Here is a 24767-nt window from a genome sequence, read left to right as displayed (position 1 = left end):
GGTAATTGTAGGCTTTATGCATTCAAGGCGTTAGCATCAAGTCAGAGACCTATATGTATTCACTGATTTCAAAGATATTACGCGCTGGTGCGACCTTGTTGAGCGCTTTTTGCCTCTTATCGCTCGTGTTGCCTACCCATGTGGCTGCCAAAGATTTGGTCTCCGCGCGCAGCTATTGGGAAGACGCGCAAGGTCAGTCCACCTTTGATGATGCGCAAACGCAGTCATACACCTCATATGACGGCATCTTGGCCAAGGGCTACAGCGATTCAGTTTTTTGGCTGCGGCTGAGGGTTGAACCGGTCGCAGCAGTGCAAGCAAGTGAAAAACTTGTACTCCGTGTGCGGCCTTCGTTTCTTGACCAAGTTGTGTTGTTTGATCCTGCAGACACAACGCGAACTGGCCCCGTCAATGCCGGGGATATGACGGCTTGGGCCGAGAGTGAATACCAGTCGTTGAACCACGGATTTTTGATCGCATCTTTGCCACAAGCGCGCGATGTGTATTTGCGTGTCAGCAGCACCAGTACCCTGATGATTCATGTGGAGGTGCTGACCCAGCTTGACGCCTCGCGCTTGGACCATACGCAGGAATTGATCTATTCCGTCAGCACAGGGTTGATCGTGATGTTCTTGGCTTGGGTTTTTGTCAGCTGGCTCAATGACCGCGACCATGTGAACCGTGCGTTCGTGATCAAGCAACTTGCTTCCATTCTTTACACCGTGGGGTACTTTGGTTATTTCCGCGTGTTTTTCGGAGAGTCGGTGTCACCCACGGGTATCAATTTGCTTTTCAATATCGTGGTGATCGCTGCGACAGGGTTGGCGTTTTGGTATGAAACGCACTTCTTGCGAGATTACGAATTACCTGCATGGTTGATGCGCGTTGTGCGATCTTTTTATGTTTCGGCCTTCGTTGCGATGGCTTTGTTGTTCTCTGGCTATACGCGTCTGGCGCTTCAATTCAACATGGTGGTGATTGGTGTTGGGTCCGCTTTTTTACTGATTGCGGTCTTGGTTTTTTTAAGAAATCCACCAAACAAGCAGACCGCTGGTGTTCCGTTTCGTTTCAATCGAAGTACCGTGACGGTGTATTACCTCAGTCTCACCTTTGCGTTGTGGGTGGCTGTTTGGCCTAGCTTGGGTTTTGACGTTGCCACAGAGTACAGCCTGCATAACTTGGTGCTGAATGGTTTCTTTTCAGGTTTTTTAATGACCATTCTTTTGCAGGTGAGGGCGCGTCGTTTTGAGCTGGGTCGCCGTGAGGTTTCCAATGCTTTGTATTTGTCGCAGCAACAAGTGGCGTTTGAGCGACAGCGCCGTGATGAGCAAACGCATTTCTTGCACATGCTGATGCATGAGCTGAAAACCCCCTTGGCCGTGATTGACATGGCGCTGCACACGCACACCGACCCCGAAAAATCCGCCGCCTATGCCAGCCGAGCTGTCGTCGACATGAAAGCCATTCTGGAGCGATGCATTGACGCAGATCAAATCGAAGAAGGCGCTCTAGAAGCCAAGGTCGAGCGTGTGGATGTGGTGCGCTTGGTGAATGAGCTGATCTTCAGTCAAAACATTCAAGCTGAGCGGTTGTCGTTACAAATGCCAGAGGTTCCAGAGGTGCTGACAGACCGCCAGTATTTGCGCATCATTCTGGGTAACTTGCTGGACAACGCTTTGCGATACAGCGATGGTCGAACGCCTGTTGATATTCAGGTTGTGCCATCTGATGGCCCTGACGGTGCGCCAGGTGTTGCGGTGACTTTTTCTAATCGCCCAGGCTTGGCCGCATGGCCAGAACCTAGCAAAGTGTTTCAAAAATACTACCGCAGCACAGGTGCGCAAAGCCAATCGGGTACCGGCTTGGGTTTGTTTTTGGTGTCAAGCTTGGCCAATCGAATTGGTGCGTACTGCCGCTATGCGCCCGATGAAAAACGTGTGAGGTTTGTGTTGTGGCTACCCATTTGAGCATCGTGGTCGTTGAAGACCACCAAGATTTACGCGAACTGACGTGCATGGCCTTGGCCAACAAAGGCCACCATGTCTTGGGCCTGTCTTGTGCCGAAGAGCTAGAAGATGCCGTCAAAGGTAGTTCAGTGGATGTCTTCATCTTGGACTTGAACTTGCCAGGTGAAGATGGCATCAGCTTGGCCAAACGCATTCGCCAAGCCTATCCTTTGGTCGGCATCGTCATGTTGACCGCACGTTCGCAATCCAAAGAAAAAGTGCAGGGCTACGAAAGTGGCGCCGACTTGTACATGACCAAGCCTGTTGACTTTGAGGAGCTGTGCGCTGCCTTGCAAGGGTTTGTGCGGCGTCGTCAGGCTTCACCAGAGGGCGCCTTGACGCTGAGTAAGTTCACACTCACGGGCGCTACTGGCTCGGTGCGCTTGTCGTCCGCCGAGGCTGACATGTTGATGGCTTTTGCCCGTGCCCCTTCCAGCCGCTTAGAAACATGGCAATTGGCGCACATCTTGGGGCTTGAGATGGATGGTCTGAACAAAGCTAGCCTAGAAGTACGTATTGTTCGCTTACGCAAAAAAATGGTGGAAGCGGGCGCACCCAGTAACGTGATTGAGTCCATCCGAAATGTGGGCTACCAGCTCAGCGTGCCGATTCAGATTGTTTGATGCCGTGCGCGCTGAATTCCAAAAACCGCAAGCCCCTTGGCGTTCCGCTAAATCAAACAGCCTTATCAATTCTGTATCGCCAATTTGGAAAGCATCCAATCCGAGTCTTCACTTACAACGGAAAACCAATCGCGAATGCGAATACGAGGGCTTGGAGGCAAGCTCTAAAGCGAGCAGATATCAGTAATTTCCGCTGGCATGATTTGCGCCATACATGGGCATCATGGCAACGTCAGAACGGAACACAGCTTGATGAGTGACAGAAGCTTGGGGGGTGGCTGTCTGAATCTATGGTTCGTCGTTACGCTCATCTGAGCTCAGAAGACATCAGTCAAGCTTCTATGCGAATTGATGCAGCTTTTGACAAACTTAACTTGCCAAAATCGACCTAGAAAAGATTCAGTAGCTGAGATCTACGTGGGATTGAGATATCAAAAACTACGGTGTAGCTGGCTCAGTTGATTAGTGGCGAGACTGATGCGTTTCTTTTTCACGCATTTTGATGAGGTCTGCAGCCGTCAATTCCACATCTTTGCCATCAAGCGATACCAATATGCTGGTATTGGTTTTGATGGCTAAGTCTTGCGCGGAGCGAGCAGCTCTTTGTTCTCGCGTTCAAGCTCCTTGATTCGGTCATGCTCAGCGCTGGTGGTGCCGCCGCGCACGCCGCTGTCGACTTCGTGCTTACGAACCCATTCGTGAAGGGTTTGAGGGGCGCAGCCGATCTTGAGTGCAATTGATTCAATGGCAGCCCATGTGGACGGATATTCGCCACGGTGGTCTTGCAACATGCGAACAGCGCGTTCGCGTACTTCGGGGGAAAAACGATTTGATTTGCTCATAGCTCCATCTTCTCAAAGGTTGGAGCCTCCTCAAAACACGGGGCGATTCACAAGCGCTGATCGCTGAGATGAAGGCGATGCGAGAAGCTGGTTTAAGTCTGCTTGCTATCCATCGCTGGTTGAAAGGCGAGAAGGGCGTCAAACTGGCTTATTCCACCTTAAGGTGCGCCTTGGCAGCCTAATAGATCAACGGGCAGGACGATACCCTATGCGATCGCCATTGTTGTTGTAGATGTTGGTCACGCCGTTCGGCGATTGTGAGGAGTAGCCAATTCGGTTGCCACTATTGTCAAATACGCCATTATTGCTGTTCGCATTGTTTGGGCTATTTGCCCAGTTGTTAGGACTGTTTGCCCAATTGTTTGAGCTGTTAGCCCAGTTGTTCGGACTGTTAGCCCAGTTATTTGGACTGTTCTCCCAGTTTTGGGCAGATGCTGTGCAAGCTGCTATCAGAGATAGTGAAACAACTAATGTTTTTTTCATCTTACGACCTTGAATTTTGTTCATCATTCTGATGATACTAAGTCATCTTGGGAATTGCAACTCGCTTCACCCATCCCTACACGAAGTTACCTCTTTGCTTTAGGTTTTTCAGTGTGGGAACCGACCCTGCCTTGTAGGGACTTCTTCATACATTAAAAGAATTGCATAGCCGAAAGTAGCTTCACGCATTAACGAGTCCTATCGGCTAGATCGTAGTGACTGAGCGTAAGATGGCATTTTGATAATTGCTGATTTATTGAGTCACCATGAAGAAATTTAAAAAGGCACTTACTGGTCTTGTTGCATCGATTACTTTGGTTTGCTGCGCCCCTGTTGGTTTTGCTGGTGAGCCAATGAAGGACATTATTCTCGAATGTAGTTATAAAAGCACGACCGATCTAAAAGATGGTTCTATGTCAGAAACAATTGACACGAAGTTGTTGACAATCAAACGGAGTACTGGTTCTAAGGTGATACTGTCCAAAGAGGGGCTCGGCGCAGAGTTTCGTGGTTCATCTAACGACGCTGTAATTGTGGCGGAAACTCTATATCAGATGGGCAACCTCAACGTGAAAGAGGGCTTCAAAATCAATCGCTACACGGGACAGTTTGAAAATTCCGTTTTGATTGGCAGTGGTGGATTGATGCACCGTGGCGTATGTTCAATGCCTCAAAAAAAGTTCTGAATTAGAAAGTTTTTCTAATGTGTATTGAAAAGTTTTTGCTCATTTTTCAAGGGCTTCTTACTCCTGTCATCGCTGGTATTGCGGCTTACATCGCTTGGCAACAATGGAAAACTAATCAACAAAAACTAAATTTGGATCGTTATGAGCGTCGTCTTAAGATTTATCAGGAAGTCAGACAGATTTTGGGGCGAGTCTTAGGCGCAGGAAAGGCAACTAGCAATGAGTTGGTCGCTTTCATCACTGCAGTATCTGAAGCTGACTTTTTATTCGATGCAGATGTGCCTGCGTATATTGATGAAATATATCGACGAGGTTTAAATCTTTGGTCTTGGTCTGAACAGTATCGAGACTACACCCAACATATCCCAGAGGGCTATGACCACGCCAAGGTGGTGGCAGAGATGCACAAGGAACTTGAGTGGTTTGCAAGTCAACCTAAACCTGCAAAGGACTTGTTCAATAAGTACCTGAGCATCGGAGGGTGAAGCAATGCGGTTACCACTAAACTTCCGACTTTAGTGGTGGAGCAAAGAAAAAGGGGCTACGTTTTCACGTAACCCCTTGATTTCATTTGCCTATTTGGCTCCTCGACCTGGGCTCGAACCAGGGACCTACGGATTAACAGTCCGGCGCTCTACCAACTGAGCTATCGAGGAATACAAAAAATTATAGCGCATTTTTTGCGCCATTTTCAGAGGTGGAACTGAACTGTTGCACGAACGGTTCGTGGTGCCCCTGGGTAGAGGAAATATTGCCCATATTCCTTGGGCGATTCGCGCCAGTAGTGCTTGTTGGCGAGGTTGTGAATCGCCAGTGTCCAAGTAGAGGCTACGCTGTTGGCCTTGGTGTCGTAATGGGTCGTGGCATCAACGGTGGTCCAGGCGGGGAGAATGAGGTTGCCGTCGTCTTTGTTAGTGACATGACGCTCACCTTCGCGAGAGAGGCGCAAGCCAGATCGCAAGCCCGTTACGCTGGCGAAGTGGTATTCAAGCATGCCACGCAAAATGTATTGAGGTACGTTGATTGGTCGCTGACCGTTCAGAGCGCTTTGAACCGTGGCGTTTTCACGTTTGGCATCTAGCCACATGGCGCTGCCGCCGAAAGACCAGCGTTGCAGTGTGTTTTGTGCGCTCAGTTCTAGGCCTTGGTGATGGGCTTGGCCATCTATTTTTCGCGTGCAGCTACTCGCGGTCGTATCGCAAGTGCCGGCATCCGTTGTGGCTGGGCGTGTGATGTCAAACCAAGTCACTTGCCATTGAACTCGTTCATGCTGGTTTTTCAAACCCACCTCGCGCTGCGTGCTGCGAAGTACAGGCAGTGGTTGACCTGAGTTGGTGTAGTTGTTTGAGCTGGGGGCTGATTGCGTTTCTAGGCCTTCGCTGTAGCTCGTATAAATAAGGTAATTCGCATCAAGCTGATGACTCAGCGCCAGCCACGGTGTTGTGACGCCGCGTTCGTCTTTCACCATCGCATCACCGTTGGTCATGATGCTGCTGCGATTGAGTTGTGTATGGCGCAGGCCCAACCAAGCCGCGGTGGCTTTGCTTAGGCTCAGGTGATCGTTGAAGGCAATTTCAGTGCTGTAGTCGCTGGCATTGGTGTTTGGCCAATATTGGGTTGCGCCACTGGGGGAGGTCAAACCACCGTTGGTGCTGTTGGTGCTGCCCAATAACGTGTCTGCCGCGGTGTAGGGCATTTGCTTGATGTAACGCTGTCGCATCACGCTGAATTTGATGTAGTGACTCAACCCGCCAATGTCTGCCTGCCCACTGAGTTCTGTGTGAACAGCTTCGGTTTGACGGCGTTCGTTGTCACTGCGAAAGTCATGGATTTGAAAATTCCCCATGGGTGCGAGGCAAAAACTTTTGGTTTGAGTGCTGCTGCAGCCAGAGGCATAGGTGAGTCTGTCATCTGCGCGCAAACGCTGTGTGCCGTACTGCGTGCGCCACATCCAGCCATCATCTAGCTGGTGTTTCAGTCGCACAGTCCCGGTGAGACCATCAAATACACCAGGTTGTGAGGTGGGCTGACGCGTGATGTTGCGTGTGCCATCCACCGTCGCTGGCAAAACAAATCGACCGTTGTTTGGGTCTGAGCCCAGCACGCTGTAAAAGTTGACGCCAATTTGTTCGTAGTGGCTTTGCTCGAACTCCCATTCCAAGCGATTGCTGCTGTTGATGCGCCAGTCCATCGCCAAGGCAAACAAGTTGCGATAGCCCCGAGTGTCGCGAATGTAGGGGTTGAGGTCCTCGTGGGCGAGGTTGATGCGGTAGCCGAAATCAGTGCCGTCACCAAAGCGCCCACCCAAATCAGCCGAGACCAAACGGTTGTCACCAGGGCCGTAGCTTAGTGTGACATCACGAATGGTTTTGCCTGAGCTAGTGGGGGCGCGTTTGACCAGGTAGTTCACTAAGCCGCCTGGTGAACTGATGCCTGATTGAACGCCACTCGTGCCTTTGAGCAATTCAAGACGCTCTTTGTTGTCCATCGCAATGATGGTTTCAGCAGAGATGGGAAGGCCTTCGCGACGGTAGTTGTAGCGGTTGTCCAGTGCGAAGCCGCGTACGCTGAGCTTGTCCCAATAGGCAGGCAGGTTGTAGCTGTCGCTGACCGAGGCGTCTAATCGAAGTGCGTCTGACACCCGCTGTGCACCGATGTCGCGCAAGGTGGCGTTGCTGATGGAGGTGACGCTGATGGGTAACTCTTGCCGAGTCACACCATCAAAGCCCGATACCAAAATGGGTGGCTCCGCAGTGATAGTGATTTCAGTTGGATTTTGCTGGGCCCAAGCCGATGAGGTGGCGGCAATACAAAGTGCAACAGCACTTTGTACGCGCGGAACTCCAAAAAACCTAGACTTACGATTCATCCTTTTGACTTTACTTGATCTTCAGAGTCGAAATTGGACGCTAGCCCTTAAAGTGCGCGGGGCTCCGGGGTAGAGGTAGTAATGGCCAAACTGTTTGGGCGACTCCCGCCAGTAACGCTTGTCGGCCACGTTATCGATGGCCAATGTCCAAGTGGATGCCACGTTGTTTACTTTTGTATCGTAGTGGGCCGACGCGTCGAGGGTCGTCCAAGCGGGGAGCTGCACGCTGCCATCTTCTGTGACGCGGCGTTCGCCTTCATGTGACACACGTAATGCGTTGCGCAAGCCTGGCACGCTGGCATAGCGGTATTCAGCCATGCCGCGCATGACGAACTTGGGAACGTTGAGGGGGGTTGAGCCGACAACGCCAGTGGTTTGCGTGACATCTGAAATTTGAGCGTGTAACCATTGCACGCTTGTTCCGAGTGTCCATTGGCTCATCTTCGAATTCGCACCTAGTTCTATGCCGCGGTGCGTTTGCTTGCCGTCCAACAGTCGACTGCCGTTGCCATCGTCATAGGCAAGAGGACGTTCGATTTGGAAAATGTTGGCGTGCCATTGCAAAGGGATTTGTGTATTCAGGCTTTTTAGCCCCATTTCTGTTTGGCGGCTTCTTCCGACACCCAGTTGTTGTCCCGCATTGACCCAATAAGTGCTGGTGCTGTTGGGGACTACAAAGTTCTCCACGCCGTGCCCGTGAGATGCATAAACCAAAAAGCTAGAGAGCTTGGTTGACACGCCTAACCATGGTGCATTGATATGGCCTGTGTAACGCATGCTGTTTGGATTTCCTGGGTCATTGCGTTCGCTACTACGATCAAACATCACGTGCCGCAATCCAGCCCAAATTGACGTGCTCTTGGTGAGCTCGACACGATCTTTCAGGCTCAATTCAGTGGCATATTCGCTACGGTTCGAATTGGGGGTCGAGAAATCTGGATTGGGGCTGCTGCTGAATGGCGTTGCGACATTTCCAGACGCCTGAATTTGAGCGTATGACTGATTCGTAGGGAATTTGTCTAATTGACGTTGGCGCAACACACTTGCCACTAGCGTATGTTTAAGTCCACCTGCTTCTAATTGGCCTGAAATCTCGCTTTCTAGTGCATCAGTCAGGCGGCGTTCGTTATTGCTGCGATAGTCGTAAAGCGTAAAGTCGCCATTTCCACAGTACTGTGTGTAATCAGTTGGGCTTGTACAGCCATAACCAAAAATCAAACGATCGTCAGTTTTTAATCGTTGCGCACCATATTGCGTCGTCCATTGCCAACCTGCATCGAGTTCTTGACGTAGACGCACCGAGCCCGTCATCGCATCAAAAACGCCAGGTAATGCCCACGGTTGGCGTGTCAAGTTAATACGTGGATCAACGGGTGCAGGAAGCACACCTCCGAGCAAGCTATATCCATTGATACCAATTTGCTCTCGGTGTGATTGCTCAAATTCAAAATCAATCACAGTGCCTGGCTTAAGGCGCCAGTCCATCGCTAGCGCAACTAAATCGCGTTGGCCTTTGGTGTCGCGAATGTAGGGGTTGAGGTCTTCGTGTGCGACGTTGAAGCGATAGCCAAATTCAGCGGCCTCGCCAAAGCGGCCGCCCAAATCTGCAGCCACTAAACGGTTGTCACCTTGACCGTAACTCATCGTGATGTTGCGAATTTGTTGTTCAGCATTTGTTGGCGCACGCTTGACCACATAGTTCACCAAACCGCCAGGAGAGCTGGTGCCTGCTTGAATACCGCTGGTGCCTTTGAGCAATTCAATGCGTTCTTTGTTGTCCATGGGAATCATGGTTTCGGCACTGATGGGCAAGCCTTCACGGCGGTAGTTGTAGCGGTTGTCTAAAGTGAAGCCACGCACACTCAGCATGTCCCAATAGGCCGGTGAGTTGTAGCTGTCCGTGACCGATGCATCTAAGTGCAAGGCATCAGAGACGCGTTGCGCACCGATGTCTTGCAAGGTTGTGCTGGTGATGGTGGTGGTGGAGAAGGGCAGCTCTTGCGCTGGTACATCACCAAAGCCCGACACGCGCGCAGGCAACTTGTCGGTGATGGTGATTTCAGTGGGGCTTTGTTGTGCCCAAGCGTTGGATGCAATGCAAAACGCCACTGCCGCAGAAATGCGCGTGGCCTTGAAGAATGGCGAATGGTTTGCCATGACGTTTCCTTAAACGTTATGACAGGTCGGCTGACTTTGAAACGAGTGTGTGCTCTGGTGAGTGAAGAGCCTCGTTGTAAGACCAAGCTTCCCTGCGCGAGGATTACCTCAATCAGGTTCAAAGGGACTTTCTCAGTCGAAGTCGGTGACGGCTTCAACACCCCTAGCGGATGCGTTATTGCTAACGCGGTATGGATTTTAAGCGAGTCCGAGCAAGCGGTGCAGCTCGGTCGATGTTGTCGTGTATTGCAACAGGGTCTTTCGTGTGGGGTGCACGATGGCGGCCGCGCCAAAAGCGGCGAGGGTGGCTTCGTGAAAACCGCACAAGATGAGCTTTTTCTTGCCGGGGTAGGTGTTGATGTCGCCCACGGCAAAGATGCCGGGCACATCGGTGGCAAAGGTTTCGGTGTTGACCACCAGTTGCTTGCGCTCCATCGCCAAGCCCCAGTTGGCAATCGGACCGAGCTTGGGCGAGAGGCCCAAGAACGCCAACACATGCTGTGCTGGGCGCTCGATGGTTTGGCCATCCGGCGTGGCCACTTGCACGGCGTGCAGTTGGTTGGATGTGTTCAGCAAGGCGGTGGGTTGGCCGATTTGCAGTTGCAGCTTGCCGCTGGCCACCGCATCACGCATGGCTTGCAGCAGCACGGGCTCGGCGGTGAACACATCGCGGCGGTGCATCAGCGTGACGCTGCGTGGTGCTTTTGTTTCGAGCGTGAGTTTCAAAGCCGTCGCCACGGCAGACTCTTCGCCACCCAACACCACCACGTCTTGGCCTGCAAAGCGCGAGGCATCGCCCAAGCGGTAATGCACGTGTGTGCCTTCAAGTTCTGCTGCGCCTTCGACGGACAGTTTGCGCGCTTGAAATGCGCCCACGCCCGCTGCAATGACCAGCACCTTGCAAACAAAGTACAGGCCTGTGGAGGTGCGAACAGAGATATGCCCATCGTCCAGTCGTTCGACTTCGGTCACTTCTTGGTTGAGATGAAACGTAGGTGCGAAGGGTTTAATTTGCGTTTGCAGTTGCGCCACCAACTCACGGCCCGTGCACACAGGAATGCCGGGAATATCGTAAATGGGTTTGTCTGCGTACAGTTCCACGCACTGGCCGCCAACGTGGGGGAGTGCATCAATGATGTGGCTGCGAATGTCTTGCAGCCCGAGCTGAAAAGCTTGAAATAGGCCCACTGGGCCTGCGCCCACGATGACGGCGTCAGTATGAATCGTGGCTGCCGTCATAGGGGCTATTTGCGCTGAAGTGCTTAGCGCTTGAGTTCGGCGAGCTTGCCGTTTTTGTCTTTCCAAGCGTCCGCATCGGCCATAGGCGCTTTGCGCTTGGTGATGCTTGGCCAGCCGATGAGCGACAACTCAGCGTTGAGCTTGGTCATGTGCTCTTGGCCTTCAGGCACGTCTTCTTCTGCGTAGATGGCGTTCACAGGGCACTCGGGGATACACACCGCACAGTCGATGCACTCGTCTGGGTCGATGGTGAGGAAGTTAGGGCCTTCGCGGAAGCAGTCGACGGGACAAACGTCCACACAGTCGGTGTACTTACATTGGATACAGGCTTCGGTGACAACGTGCGTCATGACAATTCAATCGATGGGTAAAAAGACGGCGCAACACACATGTGTTGCGCCAAGCCTATGATTTTAAACGGGATTCAATTCAGGGCTTTGAGCTGGCTTAGTTCACCAGCACAGCGCCTGAGGTTTTGTGAGTGGCCGTGTCCACCAACACCAGCGCGCCCAAGATGCGCGACTGCTTGAAAGGCAGCGTCACCAAAGGCTCTTGCAGTGCCAAAGTCACGTGGCCAATGGCGTTGGGGGCAAGCTCTGTTGCTTCTTCCTCGGCCAAAGTGTTCACGTTCAGGCGGTGCACCACCCGTTGCACTTTGGCCTTGACCCAGCGGTGGCCGTGCAAAGCCCAGTACACACGGCCCGCCACCAAGGGCTCGTCGTCCATCCAAGCGATGGTGGTGTTGAGCTGGCGTTGGCCTTCTGGACTTCCTTCCGCAGCCAGCAACCAGTCGCCGCGCGACACATCCACTTCGCGGTCCAGCACGATGCCGGCGCTGTGGCCTGCGGCTTTGTTTTGTGGCTCGCGTGTGGCGGACAACACTTGCGACACCACAGCGGTTTGGCCACTTGGGAACACTTTGATGGTTTGGCCTGGCTCAATGGTGCCCGTGGCCACACGGCCCCAGAACACGCGTCGGCCTTGGGTGGTCACACCTGAGTCGTGGAACTTTTCCACCCACTGCACGGGGAAGCTGAAGGCCACTTCGGTCTCAGCTGGCGTGTTGGGCAACTCTTCCAAGATGCTCAGCAGACTAGGGCCTGTGTAGCCGCACCAAGCGGCTTGGTCATTGTTTTCGGTGGTCACCACGTTCCAGCCTTTGAGGGCGGATACGGGCACCATGGCTGTGATGGTGATGCCCGCTTCTTTGGCAAATTTGCGCAAAGCAGCTTCGATGTTTTTGTACGCCAGTGCGGGGTCTTCCACCGCATCGAGTTTGTTGATGGCAAACACGATGGAGGGCACACGCAGCATATTGACCAGCAGCGAATGGCGGCGGGTTTGCGGCAATAACTCGAGTGCTGGATTTTTCCAGTCCAGCTTGATGGCGTCCACCAACACTACGGCAGCATCAGCGCTAGAGGCAGCGGTCACCATGTTGCGGGTGTATTGCTCGTGACCGGGCGCGTCACCAATGATGAACTTGCGTGCTTCGGTGTTGAAGTAGCGGTAGGCCACGTCAATCGTGATGCCTTGTTCACGCTCGGCGCTTAAGCCGTCGGTCAGCAGGGCCAGATCAGTTTCGCCCGAGCGCTGCACACCGGCTAGGTGATCTTGCAGAACGGCTTTAGTGTCCACCAGCAGGCGGCCAATCAAGGTGCTTTTGCCATCGTCGACCGAGCCGCAGGTGATGAACTTGAGGGCGCTTTGAACGTCATTGTTGGTAGTTGTATTTTTTGTCGTCATCTCATTCACCGTCTTAAAAATATCCGTCTTTTTTGCGCTTCTCCATCGAAGCCTCAGATGTCTTGTCGTCCATGCGTGTGGCACCGCGTTCGCTCACGTCGGCGGCCAAGGTCTCGATGACGATTTGCTCAGGCGTAGCCGCGTCGCTCTCGACCGGGCAAGTGCAAGTGATGTCGCCCACGGTGCGGAAACGTACATCGCGAATCTCTACCTTCTCACCGTCTTTGGGTGGCGTGAGTTCTGTCACAGGCACCAACAGGCCGCGGCGGTCCACCACTTCACGCTTGTGCGTGTAGTAGATCGAAGGCAGCGCGATTTTTTCGCGGGCGATGTATTGCCACACGTCGAGCTCGGTCCAGTTGGAGATGGGGAACACACGGAAGTGCTCGCCGGGCTGCAACTTGTGGTTGAACAGGGTCCACAGCTCAGGGCGTTGTGCCTTGGGCTGCCATTGGCCAAAGCTGTCGCGGTGGCTGAAGATGCGTTCTTTGGCGCGTGCTTTTTCTTCGTCTCGGCGTGCGCCACCAATCAGCGCGTCAAAGCGGAATTCTTCAATGGCTTCGAGCAAGGTGACCGATTGGTGCACGTTGCGGCTCTCACCCGGATGGGCCAAGCGCACGGTGCCTTTTTTCATCGAGTCTTCGACGCTGCGCACAATCAGTTCAGCGCCCAATTCCTTAGCGCGTGAGTCGCGGAAGTCCGTCACTTCCTTGAAGTTGTGACCCGTATCGATCATCAACAGTGGGTAAGGGATGCGGCCTGAGCCAAACGCCTTCTCAGCGCACTTGAGCATGACCAGCGAATCTTTGCCGCCCGAGAACAAGAGGGTGGGGCGCTCAAAAGCGGCGGCAACTTCGCGCAAGATGAAGATGGTTTCTTCTTCCAGCGCATCGAGGTGGGTGTTGCTTAAATGGTGCAACTCGTTTTGGGTTTTAGCGTTCATGACGTTTCTCGGTATCTAACTTTTATTTCTTCACGTGCAAGCCGCACTCTTTGGCGGCTTCGTCTTCCCACCACCATCGACCCGCGCGAAACTCTTCGCCTAGGCTGATGGCACGTGTGCAAGGTGCACAGCCCACGCTGGGGAAAAACTGGTCGTGCAGTGGGTTGTAGTCCACGTTATTCGTGGCGATGTAGTGCCACACATCGCCCCAGGTCCATTTGGCCAAGGGGTTGAGCTTGGTCAAATTCTTGGTCGTCACTTCGCTGTCGTCTTGCAACGGTACATCGGCGCGTGCGGTGGATTGCTCTTGGCGCAAGCCGGTGATCCAAGCGCGTTGGCCTTGCAGGGCGCGTGCGAGCGGTTCCATCTTGCGGATGCCGCAGCACTCTTTGCGCAGGGCTATGCTTTTGTACATCGCGTCTTGGCCTTGGTGACGCACAAATTGGATGACCGATTCATGCACAGGGCGATATACGTTGATCGTGGCGCGTGAGGTGGCCTCGGTGCGCTCCAGCAAAGCCAAAGTCTCGGTGTGCAAAGCGCCGGTTTCGAGCACGAACACAGGAATGTCGAGCTGCAAGCTGTTGATGATGTGGGTGATGACCACGTCTTCAGCGCCGAGGCTAGAAGCTTGCGTGACAGGCGAAAACTCAGCCGCTGCGCGTTGCAGCAAGGCTTGGGTTTCAGCAAGCTTGGCAGCGAAGTCGTCGCTGGCGCGAGCATTTAGCGTGGTGGCTTTGGACGTGCCGCCGGACGAGAGAAAAGAGGATTGGCTCATGAAAAGATGCAGCGTGTGTCGGGAGGATTGAAACCGTTCGTGCCGTTTACGCCACTTGAGCGAAATTAGGCACGGGCTGAACGGCATCGCCTTGATAGAAAGCTTTGTAGTGCGTCAACAGCTTTTCGCCGTGTGCTGCGTCTTGGTCATCGCGCAGCACAGCGCTGGAAAAACCACTGCGTTGCATTTGCAGCAATTGGTCAATCAACACATCGCCGTGGGCGCGGATATCGCCGGTGAAGCCGCGGCGTCGCAGCACAAAAGCTTGGCTGAAAGCGCGGCCATCGGTGAACTTAGGGAAGTTCAAATCGATGCGTTCCAAGCCTTCGAGGTCGAGGGTTTGCACGTCCACGTCATTGGCCAAAGCGCGGGCATTGGCACCTTCAGAAGTGTGTTGGGAAATGATTTGCAGGCTCATAGTTCTTCTCGTATCGGGTTCAGGCTGAGGCCGTGTATTTAGTTGGCGCGGGCGGTGGTGTTGCGGGCCGAGTTCGCCGCCGCTTTGAACACATCAAAGCCCACACGGTTCAGCGTTCGTGCAAAGGTCTCGTGGCCTTCGCGCTTGTCACGGTAGGTGTCCAGCACGGCTTCCACCACGTCCACCACTTCGGCGGCTGCGAACGATGGGCCAACCACTTTGCCAGCTTTGGATGGGCCGCTCAAGAACGAACCGTCTGAACCGCCGAGGGTGACTTGGTACCACTCTTGGCCGTCTTTATCCACACCCAAGATGCCGATGTGGCCGCTGTGGTGGTGGCCGCATGAGTTGATGCAGCCGCTGATGTGCAAGTCAATCTCGCCCAAGTCAAACAACTCGTCGAGGTCTTGGTAACGCTCGGTGATGGCTGCTGCGATGGGCAACGAACGGGCGTTGGCCAAGGCACAGTAGTCGCCGCCGGGGCAGGCAATCATGTCGGTCAACAGGTGCACGTTGGCGCGGGCAAAGCCAGCGGCTTTGGCGGCTTGGTACAAGTCGGCCAATTGGTCGATGCGCACCCAAGGCAGCACCAAGTTTTGGTCGTGGTTCACGCGCACTTCGCTGGAGCTGTACTTCTCAGCCAAGTCAGCTGCAATCGCCAACTGGTCGGCTGTCGCATCGCCTGGTGCTTGGCCCAAGCGTTTGAATGACAGGGTCACCACGCGTAGGCCAGGGTTCTGGTGGCTGGTCACGTTTTGTTGCAACCAGCGGGTGAACTCTTTGTCTGCACGGGCCTGTGTCAGTAACGCTTGTTCGGCTTTCTCTTGGGCTTCGTCCGACACCACGTCCACGGGCGGCAGCACAAAGCAGGCGCTCACGCGGTCAAGCTCGACTTGCGGGATGGTGTGGTGTGCGCCGCTCTCCAAGATGCGGTCAAACTCTTCGTTGACTTCGTCAAAGTAGCGTTGGCCTTCGGCCTTCACCAAAATTTTGATACGCGCTTTGTAGATGTTGTCGCGACGGCCCCAGCCGTTGTATACGCGCACCACGGCTTCGAGGTAGTTGATGATTTGGTTCCATGGCAAGAACTCACGAATGACAGTGCCTGTGATGGGCGTGCGGCCCATGCCACCACCCACGTAAATTTTGAAACCCACATTGCCTTCTTCATCGCGCAGCAGGCGCAGGCCAATGTCGTGCCACTCAATCGCAGCGCGGTCTTCGGTGGCGCCGGTGATGGCGATTTTGAATTTGCGGGGCAGGTAAGCGAACTCAGGGTGCAAGGTGCTCCACTGGCGCAGCACTTCGGCGTAAGGGCGTGGGTCGACGTCTTCGTCCACCGCAATGCCGGCACGCTCGTCACTGGTGATGTTGCGAATGCAGTTGCCGCTGGTTTGAATGCCATGCAGGTTGACGCTGGCCAACAGTTCCATCACATCGGCGCTTTTGTCCAAAGGAATCCAGTTGAACTGCACGTTTTGACGGGTGGTGAAGTGACCGTAGTTGGTGGTCAGCTTGGGCGCGTCAATACCGCCAATCTTGTCTTGGGTGCTTTGCGCGCGTTCGATCAGTTCAGCCGATGGCGTGTCGTAGTCGCGGGCGATTTGGGCCAACACGCGCAGCTGTGCGCTGTTGAGTTCGCCGTAAGGCACTGCCACGCGCAGCATGGGGGCGTAGCGTTGCACGTACCAGCCGTTTTGCAAACGCAAAGGGCGGAAGTCATCGTCGGCCAATTTGCCAGCCAAGTTGCGGGTGAGTTGGTCGCGGTACTGCGCCGCGCGTGCTTTGACAAACTCTGAATCGAAGGCGGTGTATTGATACATCTAAGAACTCAAACGAAAAAATTAAGCAAAAACCAACTTGCTGCCAGCCCATGCCAGCAACACAGAAAGAATGGAACGAATCACGCGCTCAGGCGTTTTGTGCATCAGGCGAGAGCCCAACCAAATACCGGGTAAAGAGCCGGTCAGCAGCAGGCCCAACAAAGACCAATCCACCGAACCCAAAGATGCGTGGCCCAAGCCCGCCACCATAGTCAGCGGCACGGCATAGGCAATGTCGGCTGCCACGATGCGTGACAGCGGCAGCTGTGGGTACAGGATCATAAGCACCGTCACGCCAATGGCGCCTGCGCCTACCGAAGTGAGGGTCACCAAGATGCCAATGGCAGCGCCAAACAACACGGGCAGGGCCCAGTGGCGGGGTTGGGTGGCTTGGCGCAAGTTTTCTTCGGCCAGAACCACGGGCGCTTGTTTGCCACGGATCACTTTGTAGAGCATGGCACTGGCGGTCAGCAGCAGGGCGATGCCTAGGGTGAGCGTCATCACTTTTTGCACAGCGGGGTCAGACGGACCAATGTTGTGCAGTACCCACAACGTGGCGCCCGCAGCTGGAATGCTGCCTGCGCACAAGGAAATCACCACGCGCCAAGGCACGATGCGTTGACGCGCAAAGCTGAACGTGCCGCCCGCCTTGGTGAAGGCCGCAAACAGCAGGTCGGTGCCCACGGCCATGTAGGGCTTGACGCCAAAGAAGAAGATCAAGATGGGCGTCATCAGCGAGCCGCCGCCCACCCCGGTCAAGCCGACGACCAAGCCCACAAAGAAACCCGCGAATACGAAACCAAAATCTTGCATGGCATGGACTGTAGGTGGTCTTTATGCCAAAACCAACGATTTCTTAGTTGTACATATATGTCAAATTGGAATAAGGATTTTTCAGCGGGTCGTGGCGTAAGCAAAGCGCAGGGGCGATTGGACTAAAGTCGCGTGGATAATGTTCGCTTTGTTGTGCGTGGTTAACCGCCGCAAAACACAAGAAAACAGTATTTCTTTCACCCTATCCAAATAAAGAATGAGACCGAGCAATGGCTGCTGATAAATCCACAATCGTTTACACCTTGACTGACGAAGCCCCCTTGTTGGCGACCGCTTCGTTCTTGCCCATCATTCGTACCTTTGCCGCGCCTGCTGGCATCGACGTGGTGTCTAGTGACATCTCTGTGGCAACCCGTATCTTGGGTGAGTTTTCTGATCTGTTGCCTGAAGCGCAACGCGTACCGCACAACTTGTCCGAGTTGGGCAAACTGACTTTGAAGCCAGAAGCCAACATCATCAAGCTGCCAAACATCAGCGCCTCTGTGGGCCAGTTGACCGCCGCCATCAAAGAGTTGCAGTCCAAAGGCTATGCCTTGCCCGACTACCCAGAAGCTCCTACGACTGATGAAGACAAAGCCATCAAGGCTCGCTACGCCAAGTGCATCGGTAGCTCGGTGAACCCCGTTTTGCGTGAAGGTAACTCTGACCGCCGCGCCCCTCGCGCTGTGAAAGAGTTTGCTCGCAAGAACCCACACAGCATGGCCGACTGGAGCCAAGCCTCTCGCTCGCACGTGTCACACATGCACCACGGCGACTTCTACCACGGTGAAAAGTCTTTGACCTTGGACAAAGCCCGTGACGTGAAGATGGAACTCATCACCAAGAGCGGCAAAACCGTGATGTTGAAGCCCAAAGTTTCTTTGCTCGACAAAGAAATCATCGACAGCATGTTCATGAGCAAAAAAGCGTTGGTCGAGTTCTATGAGCAAGAAATCGAAGACGCACACAAAACAGGCGTGATGTTCTCCTTGCACGTGAAAGCCACCATGATGAAGGTGTCTCACCCCATCGTGTTCGGTCACTGCGTGAAGATTTTCTACAAAGAAGCCTTTGCCAAGCACGCCAAGTTGTTTGACGAGTTGGGTGTGAACGTGAACAACGGTATGGCTGATCTGTACAACAAGATCGCCACCTTGCCACAAAGCCAGCAAGACGAAATCAAGCGTGACTTGCACGCTTGCCACGAGCACCGCCCAGAATTGGCGATGGTCGATTCGGCCAAAGGCATCACCAACTTCCATTCACCCAATGACATCATCGTGGACGCTTCCATGCCCGCCATGATCCGCAATGGCGGCAAGATGTGGGGCGCTGATGGTCGCTTGAAGGACGCCAAGGCTGTCATGCCTGAGTCCACATTCGCCCGTATCTACCAAGAGATGATCAACTTTTGTAAGTGGCACGGCAACTTCGACCCCAAGACCATGGGCACTGTGCCTAACGTGGGTTTGATGGCGCAACAAGCCGAAGAATACGGTTCACACGACAAGACCTTCGAGATTCAAGAAGACGGCGTAGCCAACATCACCGACTTGGCCACAGGCGAAGTCTTGTTGAGCCAAAACGTCGAAGAAGGCGACATCTGGCGCATGTGCCAAGTCAAAGACGCTGCCATCCGTGACTGGGTGAAGTTGGCTGTGACGCGCGCACGCAACTCTGGCATGCCCGCCATCTTCTGGTTGGACCCATACCGTCCTCACGAGAACGAGTTGATCAAAAAGGTTGACTTGTACTTGAAAGACCACGACACCAATGGCTTGCACATCGAGCACATGTCTCAAGTGCGCGCCATGCGTTACACCTTGGAGCGCGTGAGCCGTGGCTTGGACACCATCTCGGTGACCGGCAACATCTTGCGTGACTACTTGACCGACTTGTTCCCCATCATGGAACTCGGCACCTCCGCCAAGATGCTTTCCATCGTGCCTTTGATGGCCGGTGGCGGCATGTACGAAACAGGTGCGGGTGGTTCTGCACCTAAGCACGTGCAACAGTTGGTGGAAGAAAACCACTTGCGTTGGGATTCATTGGGTGAGTTCTTGGCCTTGGCCGTGTCTTTCGAAGACATGGGCCTGAAAAACGGCAATGCCAAAGCCACTGTGTTGGCCAAGACTTTGGATGCAGCGACTGGCAAATTGTTGGACACCAACAAAAACCCATCGCCCAAAACAGGTCAGCTCGACAACCGTGGCAGCCAGTTCTACTTGGCCATGTACTGGGCACAAGAGTTGGCAGCGCAAACGGAAGACAAAGACTTGGCAGCCAAGTTTGCGCCTTTGGCCAAGAACCTGACCGACAACGAGAAGAAGATCGTCGACGAGCTCAATGCCGTGCAAGGCAAGCCTGTTGACATCGGCGGCTACTACCTGCCCGATGCTAAGAAGCTTGAAGCCGTGATGCGCCCAAGCGCCACGCTGAACGCTGCTTTGGCTAGCGTTTAAGCCTCACAGAGGTTCAGGCCTCTGGCAAGCTTGGCGAGGTAGCCTGACTACCATATCCCTCTAAGCCCCTCAAGCCCAAAAGCTTGAGGGGCTTTTTGCTGAGCGCAAAGTTAGGCGCGAAATTAGACGCTAAGTTAGACCCGAAGTTGTTTGCGGTGTGTCTCTGCCTGCGCGGCAATGGCTTCGCGCTGCTCAGGCGTGAGTCGGTTGAGGTTTTTCAGTTGCATCAACATGCGAGGGTTTTTGGCCAGCATGTCGGTGTGGCGACCCAAGTAATCCCAATACAAAGTGGTGAAAGGGCAGGCGGTGTCACCCGTGGATTCGGCGGGGTTGAAACGGCAGCCTTTGCAGTGGTTGCTCATGCGGTCGATGTATTTGCCACTGGCCACATAGGGCTTGCTGGCCATCAGGCCGCCGTCGGCAAACTGGCTCATGCCCAGCGTGTTGGGCAGCTCCACCCATTCCACGGCGTCTACATAGACACCCAAATACCACTGGTGCACTTGTTTTGGCTCTACACCCAAGAGCAATGCATACAGACCTGTGACCATCAGGCGCTGGATGTGGTGCGCGTAGCCGTGTTGCAGCGTTTGGCCAATGGCATCGCGCAAGCAGGCCATCTCGGTGTTGCCGGTCCAGTAAAACTCGGGCAACGGTTCGTGCGCTTGTTGGGCGTTGCCCTCGGCGTAGTCGGGCATGTGGGTCCAGTAAATGCCGCGCACGTATTCACGCCAGCCCAAAATTTGGCGCACAAAACCTTCCACCGCTTGCAACGGCGCATGGCCATTGTGAAAAGCTGCCTCAGCCGCAGCCAATACCTCGCGTGGGTTGATCAGCTTTAAGTTGAGCGCACACGACAGGTGCGAGTGGTAGAGCCACACTTCGCCTTCCCACATCGCGTCTTGGTACAGCCCAAAGCTAGGCAGTCGGTGCGTGATGAATTCATCCAAGGCCACCAAGGCTTGCGCACGTGTGACGGGCCAACCAAACTGCGCGATGGAGCCGGGGTGATGCGCCAGTTTGTCGTTGACCAAACGCATCACGTCTTGGGTGATGGCGTCGGGTGCGATGCGAGTGGGCAAGGGCAACATGCCCGGACCTTGTTTGCCAAAGCTGCCGCGGTTGTCGGCATCAAAGTTCCATTGGCCGCCAATGGGTTTTTTGCCTTCCATCAGAATGCCATTTTTTTGGCGTAGCTCGCGGTAGAAATATTCAAGGCGCAGCTGTTTGCGTCCTTCGGCATGCGCGGCAAAGTCGAGCACGGTGCTGAAGAAATGTGTGTCGTCTTTGATCTCTAGCGGCAAGTCATGTTGCTGTGCCACAGCGCGCAGGCTTTGCAACACGCGCCAGTCGCCGGGGGCGGTCATCACCAGTTGCTGAGGCTGCACTTTCGCAATGGCTTTGCTCAGTTCACCGGGCAAGGTGCCCGTGTTGTCTGCGTCGTCGAGCTGGCTGTACACCATGGGCCAGCCGCGGGCTTGCAGGTGCTCAGCGAAGTGACGCATGGCGCTTAAGAACACCGTGGTGCGTTGCTTGGACGAGGGGATGTGTGTGGATTCTTCCAGCACCTCGGCCATCCAGAGTGTGTCGTGCGTGGGGTCGAAGTCGCTCAGAGCTGATGCGTCTTCGTCCAGCTGGTCGCCCAAGATGAGGATGAGTCGTTTGCGTGATGTGGTCATGTGGGCTTTTTAAAAATCAAAACCAAGTTGCGCTTTGGCCGCTTGGGTGTTGTCGGCAGAGGCTCGTGTGGCTTTGCGTGAAGGTGTTGAATCTGCACCAGCGCCTGTCCGTGTGCCCCAGTTTTTGCGCGAGGCGTGTTTGTCCACCACGGCTTTCTTGGCAGCTTTGACCTCGTCGGTTTGCCGTCGGCTGTGCAGCAACTGTTTGGCCTCGCGTGTGGCTTGGGCTAAGTCGACGACGGGCTCTGCCAAAGTGCTGCCTGCGTCACGGCCCATGTCGTTGCCCATATTGCTGCCCACAAAAACGCCAAGGTGTGCCTGCATCGTGTGCGGCATGAGCCACGGCTCAAACAGCCAGGTGTCGGGCACTTGGCGCAGGGCGGGCAGCCACTGCCGAACAAAGCGACCATGAGGGTCATGGTCTTGCGCTTGTTTGATGGGGTTGTACACGCGCGTGGTGTTGATGCCCGTGGTGCCCGATTGCATCTGCAGTTGGCTCCAGTGGATGCCTGGCTCGTAGTCCAAAAACTGCGTGGCCAGCCATTCGCCCATGGGGCGCCAATGCAGCCACAGCGGATAGGCTGCCACCGACACCAGCATGGCGCGCATGCGAAAGTTCAGCCAACCCGTTTCGCGCAACATGGTCACACACGCGTCCACCATGGGCCAGCCTGTGCGTGCGGCTTTGAGGGCTTCGAAGTGTGCTTCGTTGAAATCGTGTTCGCGCAGGCCGTCGTAACCGCGGTGCATGTTTCGCCACTCGATGGCGGGCTCGCTCTCTAACTTTTGAATGAAGTGGCAGTGCCAGTACAAACGGCTGATGAAGCCCGTCAAGCCTGCGCGGTGACGGCTGGCGCTGGGGGGAAGCTGCGCGATGTGTGCCCGTGTGTGTTGCACCACTTCGCGCATACTGATGCATCCCCATGCCAAGTAAGCGGACAAACGCGAGCATGCATCGGGCGCCGACAACGGCGACGAAATACCGCCGCGATAGCCCAAGCTGCGTGCGTGCAAAAAACTGTGCAAGGTGTCTAGTGCCAAAGGACGGCCACCGCGTTGGCGCAGCGGTGGGTTGTGTTGCAGATGCGAGGGGGCTTGCATGTGCAATGGCGTACACCATGTGTGACGCGATGTATGGGGCATGGCATGTGGCGATGTGGTCGCGGGTGCGTTGACAGACGGCTGCCAAAACTTCAACTCACCCACATCTTGCACAGGCTCGGCCATGTGCCGCTCCCAAGCGGGTTGCCACAGGTTGCGGTTTTTCAGTCTGCGCACCACGCCAAACTGTGGGTACTCGTGCCAACCCACGTTGTGCGCTTGGCACCAAGCGCCCACCCTCAGGTCGCGTGCGTAGGTAAAACCGTTGCCTGTTTCTTGGTGCGCGTGTATTTGGCGAAAGGGCGCTTGCGCCCAAATGCGGCTCAGCACGTCGGGTAGTTCACCCGTGTGCACTTCAACGCAGCAGCCTTGCAAACGCAGCGCGTCATCCAGGGCTTGCAGGGATTCACGTACAAACTCAAAGTGCTGCAAGGCGGCATCGGGTTGCAGCCACAGCTCGGGCTCCACCACATAAATGCAGCGCACAGGCCCGCGCAGCGCGGCTTGGGCCAGGGCCGCATGGTCTTGCCAGCGCAGGTCTCGCTTGAACCAAACCAGCTCGTAACTCATGAGGCCGTGGCTGATTTGTTTTTGCGGCAAGCGTCCGAGCAGTACAGCACTTGCTCCCAATTTTTAGCCCACGCTTTGCGCCACGTCATGTTACGCCCGCAGGTTTTGCAGGGCTTGCTGGGCAGGCTTTGCTTGTTACCTTTGAATGTGTTTTTCTGAGCCAAGGGGCAGTTCCTCCATCTCGTAGGCGTCGGCCACGTAGGCGGGGCCTTTCATCAACATCACGATCACGCAGCCAATGGCCAGTGTCAGCACCAGTGTCCAGTGCAGCATGACCACGCCGAGCATCACATAAAAAAACTGCTCCACCGCGCGTGCATTTTGTGTGGCGGAATCCAGCCCATCCAACACATACGCACCGGCACTGGCCAGCAGCGGCAGGGCTGTGCCGACGGCCAAAATGAGGTGCAACTTTTTCCAAATTTGCCACTCCAAGCCTGCGGGGGAGCGTTGAAAGCCATCGAGTTTTTGGAGGTACTTCATGGGGTGGTGCTCAGTTGGTCGATGGCTTGGGCGAGGGTGAAATCTTTGTGCGTCAGGCCAGCTGCATCATGGGTCCAAATGCGCACCTGCAGCTGCGTGTAGCTCGACAGCACTTCGGGATGGTGGTCTTGGGTTTGGGCGAGTTGGGCGATTTGGTTGAACCGTGCCACCGCCGCCTCGAAGCTGGGCAGTGTCCAGCTTTTGAACAGGCAGGCCGTGTGGTGCTGTGGGTGCGTGTCTAGCGCCCACCCAGATAGAGAGTTCATCGCCTGTTGCACGTCTGTGGATTCAATTTGGCGCAGGGCGTTGAGCGTGTGGGCATCCACCGATACGCGCACGCCCAGCGCGCCCGAGCCTTGGCGCACGGGTGACTTGCACAAGCCAATGTCCAGGGCTTCTATTTCACGGTAAGCCGCACAGGCTTGGACGATGCGTGTGATGAGGCGCTCCTGTGTTTCGTAATGGCCGTCGGCTGCCAGGCGGTCAATCTCGGCCACCAAGGGGTCGTAATCAAACACATGGGCCATGCCGTCTTGGGCGATCAGCACCAGCGCGGGCGACAGCCACAGCGTGAGGTCAAGCATGTGGGCATCGGGCACCACATCGTGCGGGCCGTACGTACCAATGTTTGTCTTCAGGTGCAGGTCGCGCAGTTCGACGCAAGCAAGGTGTGTGTTCAAGCGCATGACTGCAATTGCTCCAGCGTGACGAATTCAAGGGCTTTGGCGTGCGTGCATTCCAGCACCACAGGCGGGGCCACGCCGGCTTCAAAGGCTTCTTGCCAGCGGCGGGCGCACAAGCACCAGCGGTCGCCGGCTTTGAGGCCCGCAAAGCGGTGTTCGGGGCGCGGGGTGATCAGGTCGTTGCCCCGTTGCAGCGAGAAATCTAAAAATGCTTGCGTGACTTTGGCACACACCACGTGGCTGCCTTGGTCGTGCGCGTCGGTGTGGCAGCAGCCGTCGCGGTAGTAGCCCGTGAGCGGGTCGTAAGAGCAGGGCACCAGGGCAGTGCCCAAAACGTTGCGTGCTTCGGTGGTCATGGTGGGG

At 54.9% G+C, this 24767-nt stretch carries 22 protein-coding genes, 1 tRNA gene, 1 pseudogene and 1 riboswitch; of the genes and pseudogenes, 5 read left to right on the top strand and 19 right to left on the bottom strand.

Going from position 1 to position 24767, the window contains the following annotated elements:
* The first annotated feature begins 53 nt into the window (after positions 1-53).
* Together LINBF2_RS07440 and LINBF2_RS07435 are read left to right on the top strand one after the other, a co-directional pair.
* Positions 54-1967: a 7TM-DISM domain-containing protein gene (locus LINBF2_RS07440; RefSeq protein ID WP_281887873.1), complete on the top strand. Its 1914-nt coding sequence runs from the start codon at positions 54-56 to the stop codon at positions 1965-1967.
* Positions 1952-2629, top strand: coding sequence for a response regulator transcription factor (locus tag LINBF2_RS07435; protein WP_104797208.1), 678 nt, complete (start codon positions 1952-1954; stop codon positions 2627-2629). Before LINBF2_RS07440 ends, LINBF2_RS07435 begins: the two co-directional genes overlap by 16 nt.
* Positions 2630-3225: 596 nt before the next feature.
* Here the strand turns inward: LINBF2_RS07435 and LINBF2_RS07430 are convergent.
* Together LINBF2_RS07430 and LINBF2_RS07425 are read right to left on the bottom strand one after the other, a co-directional pair.
* A pseudogene (locus LINBF2_RS07430) lies at positions 3226-3471 on the bottom strand (transposase); the annotation flags it as partial.
* A 186-nt stretch (positions 3472-3657) separates the two neighbouring features.
* Positions 3658-3978, bottom strand: coding sequence for a hypothetical protein (locus LINBF2_RS07425; protein ID WP_281887871.1), 321 nt, complete (start codon positions 3976-3978; stop codon positions 3658-3660).
* Positions 3979-4220: 242 nt separating this feature from the next.
* On the opposite strand from LINBF2_RS07425, the gene LINBF2_RS07420 reads away from it, so the two are divergent.
* Together LINBF2_RS07420 and LINBF2_RS07415 are read left to right on the top strand one after the other, a co-directional pair.
* Entirely contained in the window at positions 4221-4640 is a 420-nt protein-coding gene (locus LINBF2_RS07420) for a hypothetical protein (RefSeq protein ID WP_281887869.1), read from the top strand.
* A 17-nt stretch (positions 4641-4657) separates the two neighbouring features.
* Positions 4658-5125 (top strand): hypothetical protein, encoded by a 468-nt coding sequence (locus LINBF2_RS07415; RefSeq protein ID WP_281887867.1) that lies wholly within the window; start codon positions 4658-4660, stop codon positions 5123-5125.
* 95 nt (positions 5126-5220) lie between these two features.
* On the opposite strand, the gene LINBF2_RS07410 is transcribed toward LINBF2_RS07415, so the two are convergent.
* From LINBF2_RS07410 to LINBF2_RS07360, 11 genes are all read right to left on the bottom strand, one after another.
* Positions 5221-5296: transfer RNA gene (locus LINBF2_RS07410), tRNA-Asn, on the bottom strand.
* A gap of 35 nt (positions 5297-5331) precedes the next feature.
* Positions 5332-7509 carry a TonB-dependent siderophore receptor gene (locus LINBF2_RS07405; RefSeq protein ID WP_281887865.1) on the bottom strand — a complete coding sequence of 726 codons (2178 nt, stop codon included), beginning with the start codon at positions 7507-7509 and terminating at the stop codon, positions 5332-5334.
* A 21-nt stretch (positions 7510-7530) separates the two neighbouring features.
* Positions 7531-9666, bottom strand: a complete 2136-nt coding sequence (locus tag LINBF2_RS07400) for a TonB-dependent siderophore receptor (RefSeq protein WP_281887863.1) — start codon at positions 9664-9666, stop codon at positions 7531-7533.
* A gap of 72 nt (positions 9667-9738) precedes the next feature.
* Positions 9739-9841, bottom strand: a riboswitch (TPP riboswitch).
* A gap of 23 nt (positions 9842-9864) precedes the next feature.
* Positions 9865-10905, bottom strand: coding sequence for an NAD(P)/FAD-dependent oxidoreductase (locus tag LINBF2_RS07395; RefSeq protein ID WP_281887861.1), 1041 nt, complete (start codon positions 10903-10905; stop codon positions 9865-9867).
* 23 nt (positions 10906-10928) lie between these two features.
* Positions 10929-11255: a ferredoxin FdxA gene (gene fdxA, locus LINBF2_RS07390; RefSeq protein WP_104797227.1), complete on the bottom strand. Its 327-nt coding sequence runs from the start codon at positions 11253-11255 to the stop codon at positions 10929-10931.
* A 97-nt stretch (positions 11256-11352) separates the two neighbouring features.
* Positions 11353-12651, bottom strand: coding sequence for a GTP-binding protein (locus LINBF2_RS07385; protein ID WP_281887858.1), 1299 nt, complete (start codon positions 12649-12651; stop codon positions 11353-11355).
* Positions 12652-12664: 13 nt separating this feature from the next.
* Positions 12665-13594: a sulfate adenylyltransferase subunit CysD gene (gene cysD, locus LINBF2_RS07380; RefSeq protein ID WP_281887856.1), complete on the bottom strand. Its 930-nt coding sequence runs from the start codon at positions 13592-13594 to the stop codon at positions 12665-12667.
* Between the two features lie 22 nt (positions 13595-13616).
* Positions 13617-14372 carry a phosphoadenylyl-sulfate reductase gene (locus LINBF2_RS07375; RefSeq protein ID WP_281887854.1) on the bottom strand — a complete coding sequence of 252 codons (756 nt, stop codon included), beginning with the start codon at positions 14370-14372 and terminating at the stop codon, positions 13617-13619.
* Between the two features lie 46 nt (positions 14373-14418).
* Complete coding sequence (locus LINBF2_RS07370) at positions 14419-14790, bottom strand: DUF934 domain-containing protein (RefSeq protein WP_281887852.1); 372 nt, start codon at positions 14788-14790, stop codon at positions 14419-14421.
* Between the two features lie 38 nt (positions 14791-14828).
* On the bottom strand, positions 14829-16613 hold the full coding sequence (locus LINBF2_RS07365; RefSeq protein ID WP_281887850.1) for a nitrite/sulfite reductase: 1785 nt from the start codon (positions 16611-16613) through the stop codon (positions 14829-14831).
* Positions 16614-16634: 21 nt separating this feature from the next.
* A complete protein-coding gene (locus tag LINBF2_RS07360) occupies positions 16635-17426 on the bottom strand; it encodes a sulfite exporter TauE/SafE family protein (RefSeq protein ID WP_104797233.1) in 792 nt (263 codons plus the stop codon).
* A gap of 230 nt (positions 17427-17656) precedes the next feature.
* On the opposite strand from LINBF2_RS07360, the gene LINBF2_RS07355 reads away from it, so the two are divergent.
* A complete protein-coding gene (locus LINBF2_RS07355; RefSeq protein WP_281887847.1) occupies positions 17657-19888 on the top strand; it encodes an NADP-dependent isocitrate dehydrogenase in 2232 nt (743 codons plus the stop codon).
* 134 nt (positions 19889-20022) lie between these two features.
* On the opposite strand, the gene LINBF2_RS07350 is transcribed toward LINBF2_RS07355, so the two are convergent.
* From LINBF2_RS07350 to LINBF2_RS07325, 6 genes are read right to left on the bottom strand one after another with little or no spacing between them, the layout of a single operon-like run.
* Complete coding sequence (locus tag LINBF2_RS07350; protein ID WP_281887845.1) at positions 20023-21567, bottom strand: cryptochrome/photolyase family protein; 1545 nt, start codon at positions 21565-21567, stop codon at positions 20023-20025.
* 9 nt (positions 21568-21576) lie between these two features.
* Positions 21577-23238, bottom strand: a complete 1662-nt coding sequence (locus LINBF2_RS07345; RefSeq protein WP_281887843.1) for an FAD-binding domain-containing protein — start codon at positions 23236-23238, stop codon at positions 21577-21579.
* Positions 23235-23402, bottom strand: coding sequence for a DUF2256 domain-containing protein (locus LINBF2_RS07340; RefSeq protein ID WP_281887841.1), 168 nt, complete (start codon positions 23400-23402; stop codon positions 23235-23237). The genes LINBF2_RS07345 and LINBF2_RS07340 overlap by 4 nt, the downstream gene beginning before the upstream one ends.
* Entirely contained in the window at positions 23374-23721 is a 348-nt protein-coding gene (locus tag LINBF2_RS07335) for a hypothetical protein (protein WP_104797238.1), read from the bottom strand. The genes LINBF2_RS07340 and LINBF2_RS07335 overlap by 29 nt, the downstream gene beginning before the upstream one ends.
* On the bottom strand, positions 23718-24407 hold the full coding sequence (locus LINBF2_RS07330; RefSeq protein ID WP_281887837.1) for a 4a-hydroxytetrahydrobiopterin dehydratase: 690 nt from the start codon (positions 24405-24407) through the stop codon (positions 23718-23720). The genes LINBF2_RS07335 and LINBF2_RS07330 overlap by 4 nt, the downstream gene beginning before the upstream one ends.
* Positions 24398-24760: a DUF2237 domain-containing protein gene (locus tag LINBF2_RS07325; protein ID WP_281887835.1), complete on the bottom strand. Its 363-nt coding sequence runs from the start codon at positions 24758-24760 to the stop codon at positions 24398-24400. Before LINBF2_RS07325 ends, LINBF2_RS07330 begins: the two co-directional genes overlap by 10 nt.
* Positions 24761-24767: the final 7 nt, after the last annotated feature.

It is taken from the genome of Limnohabitans sp. TEGF004 (assembly GCF_027924965.1).
Classification (GTDB): Bacteria; Pseudomonadota; Gammaproteobacteria; order Burkholderiales; family Burkholderiaceae_C; genus Limnohabitans.
Note: the sequence above shows the minus strand (reverse complement) of the source record. Positions and strands in the feature narration are given on the sequence as shown.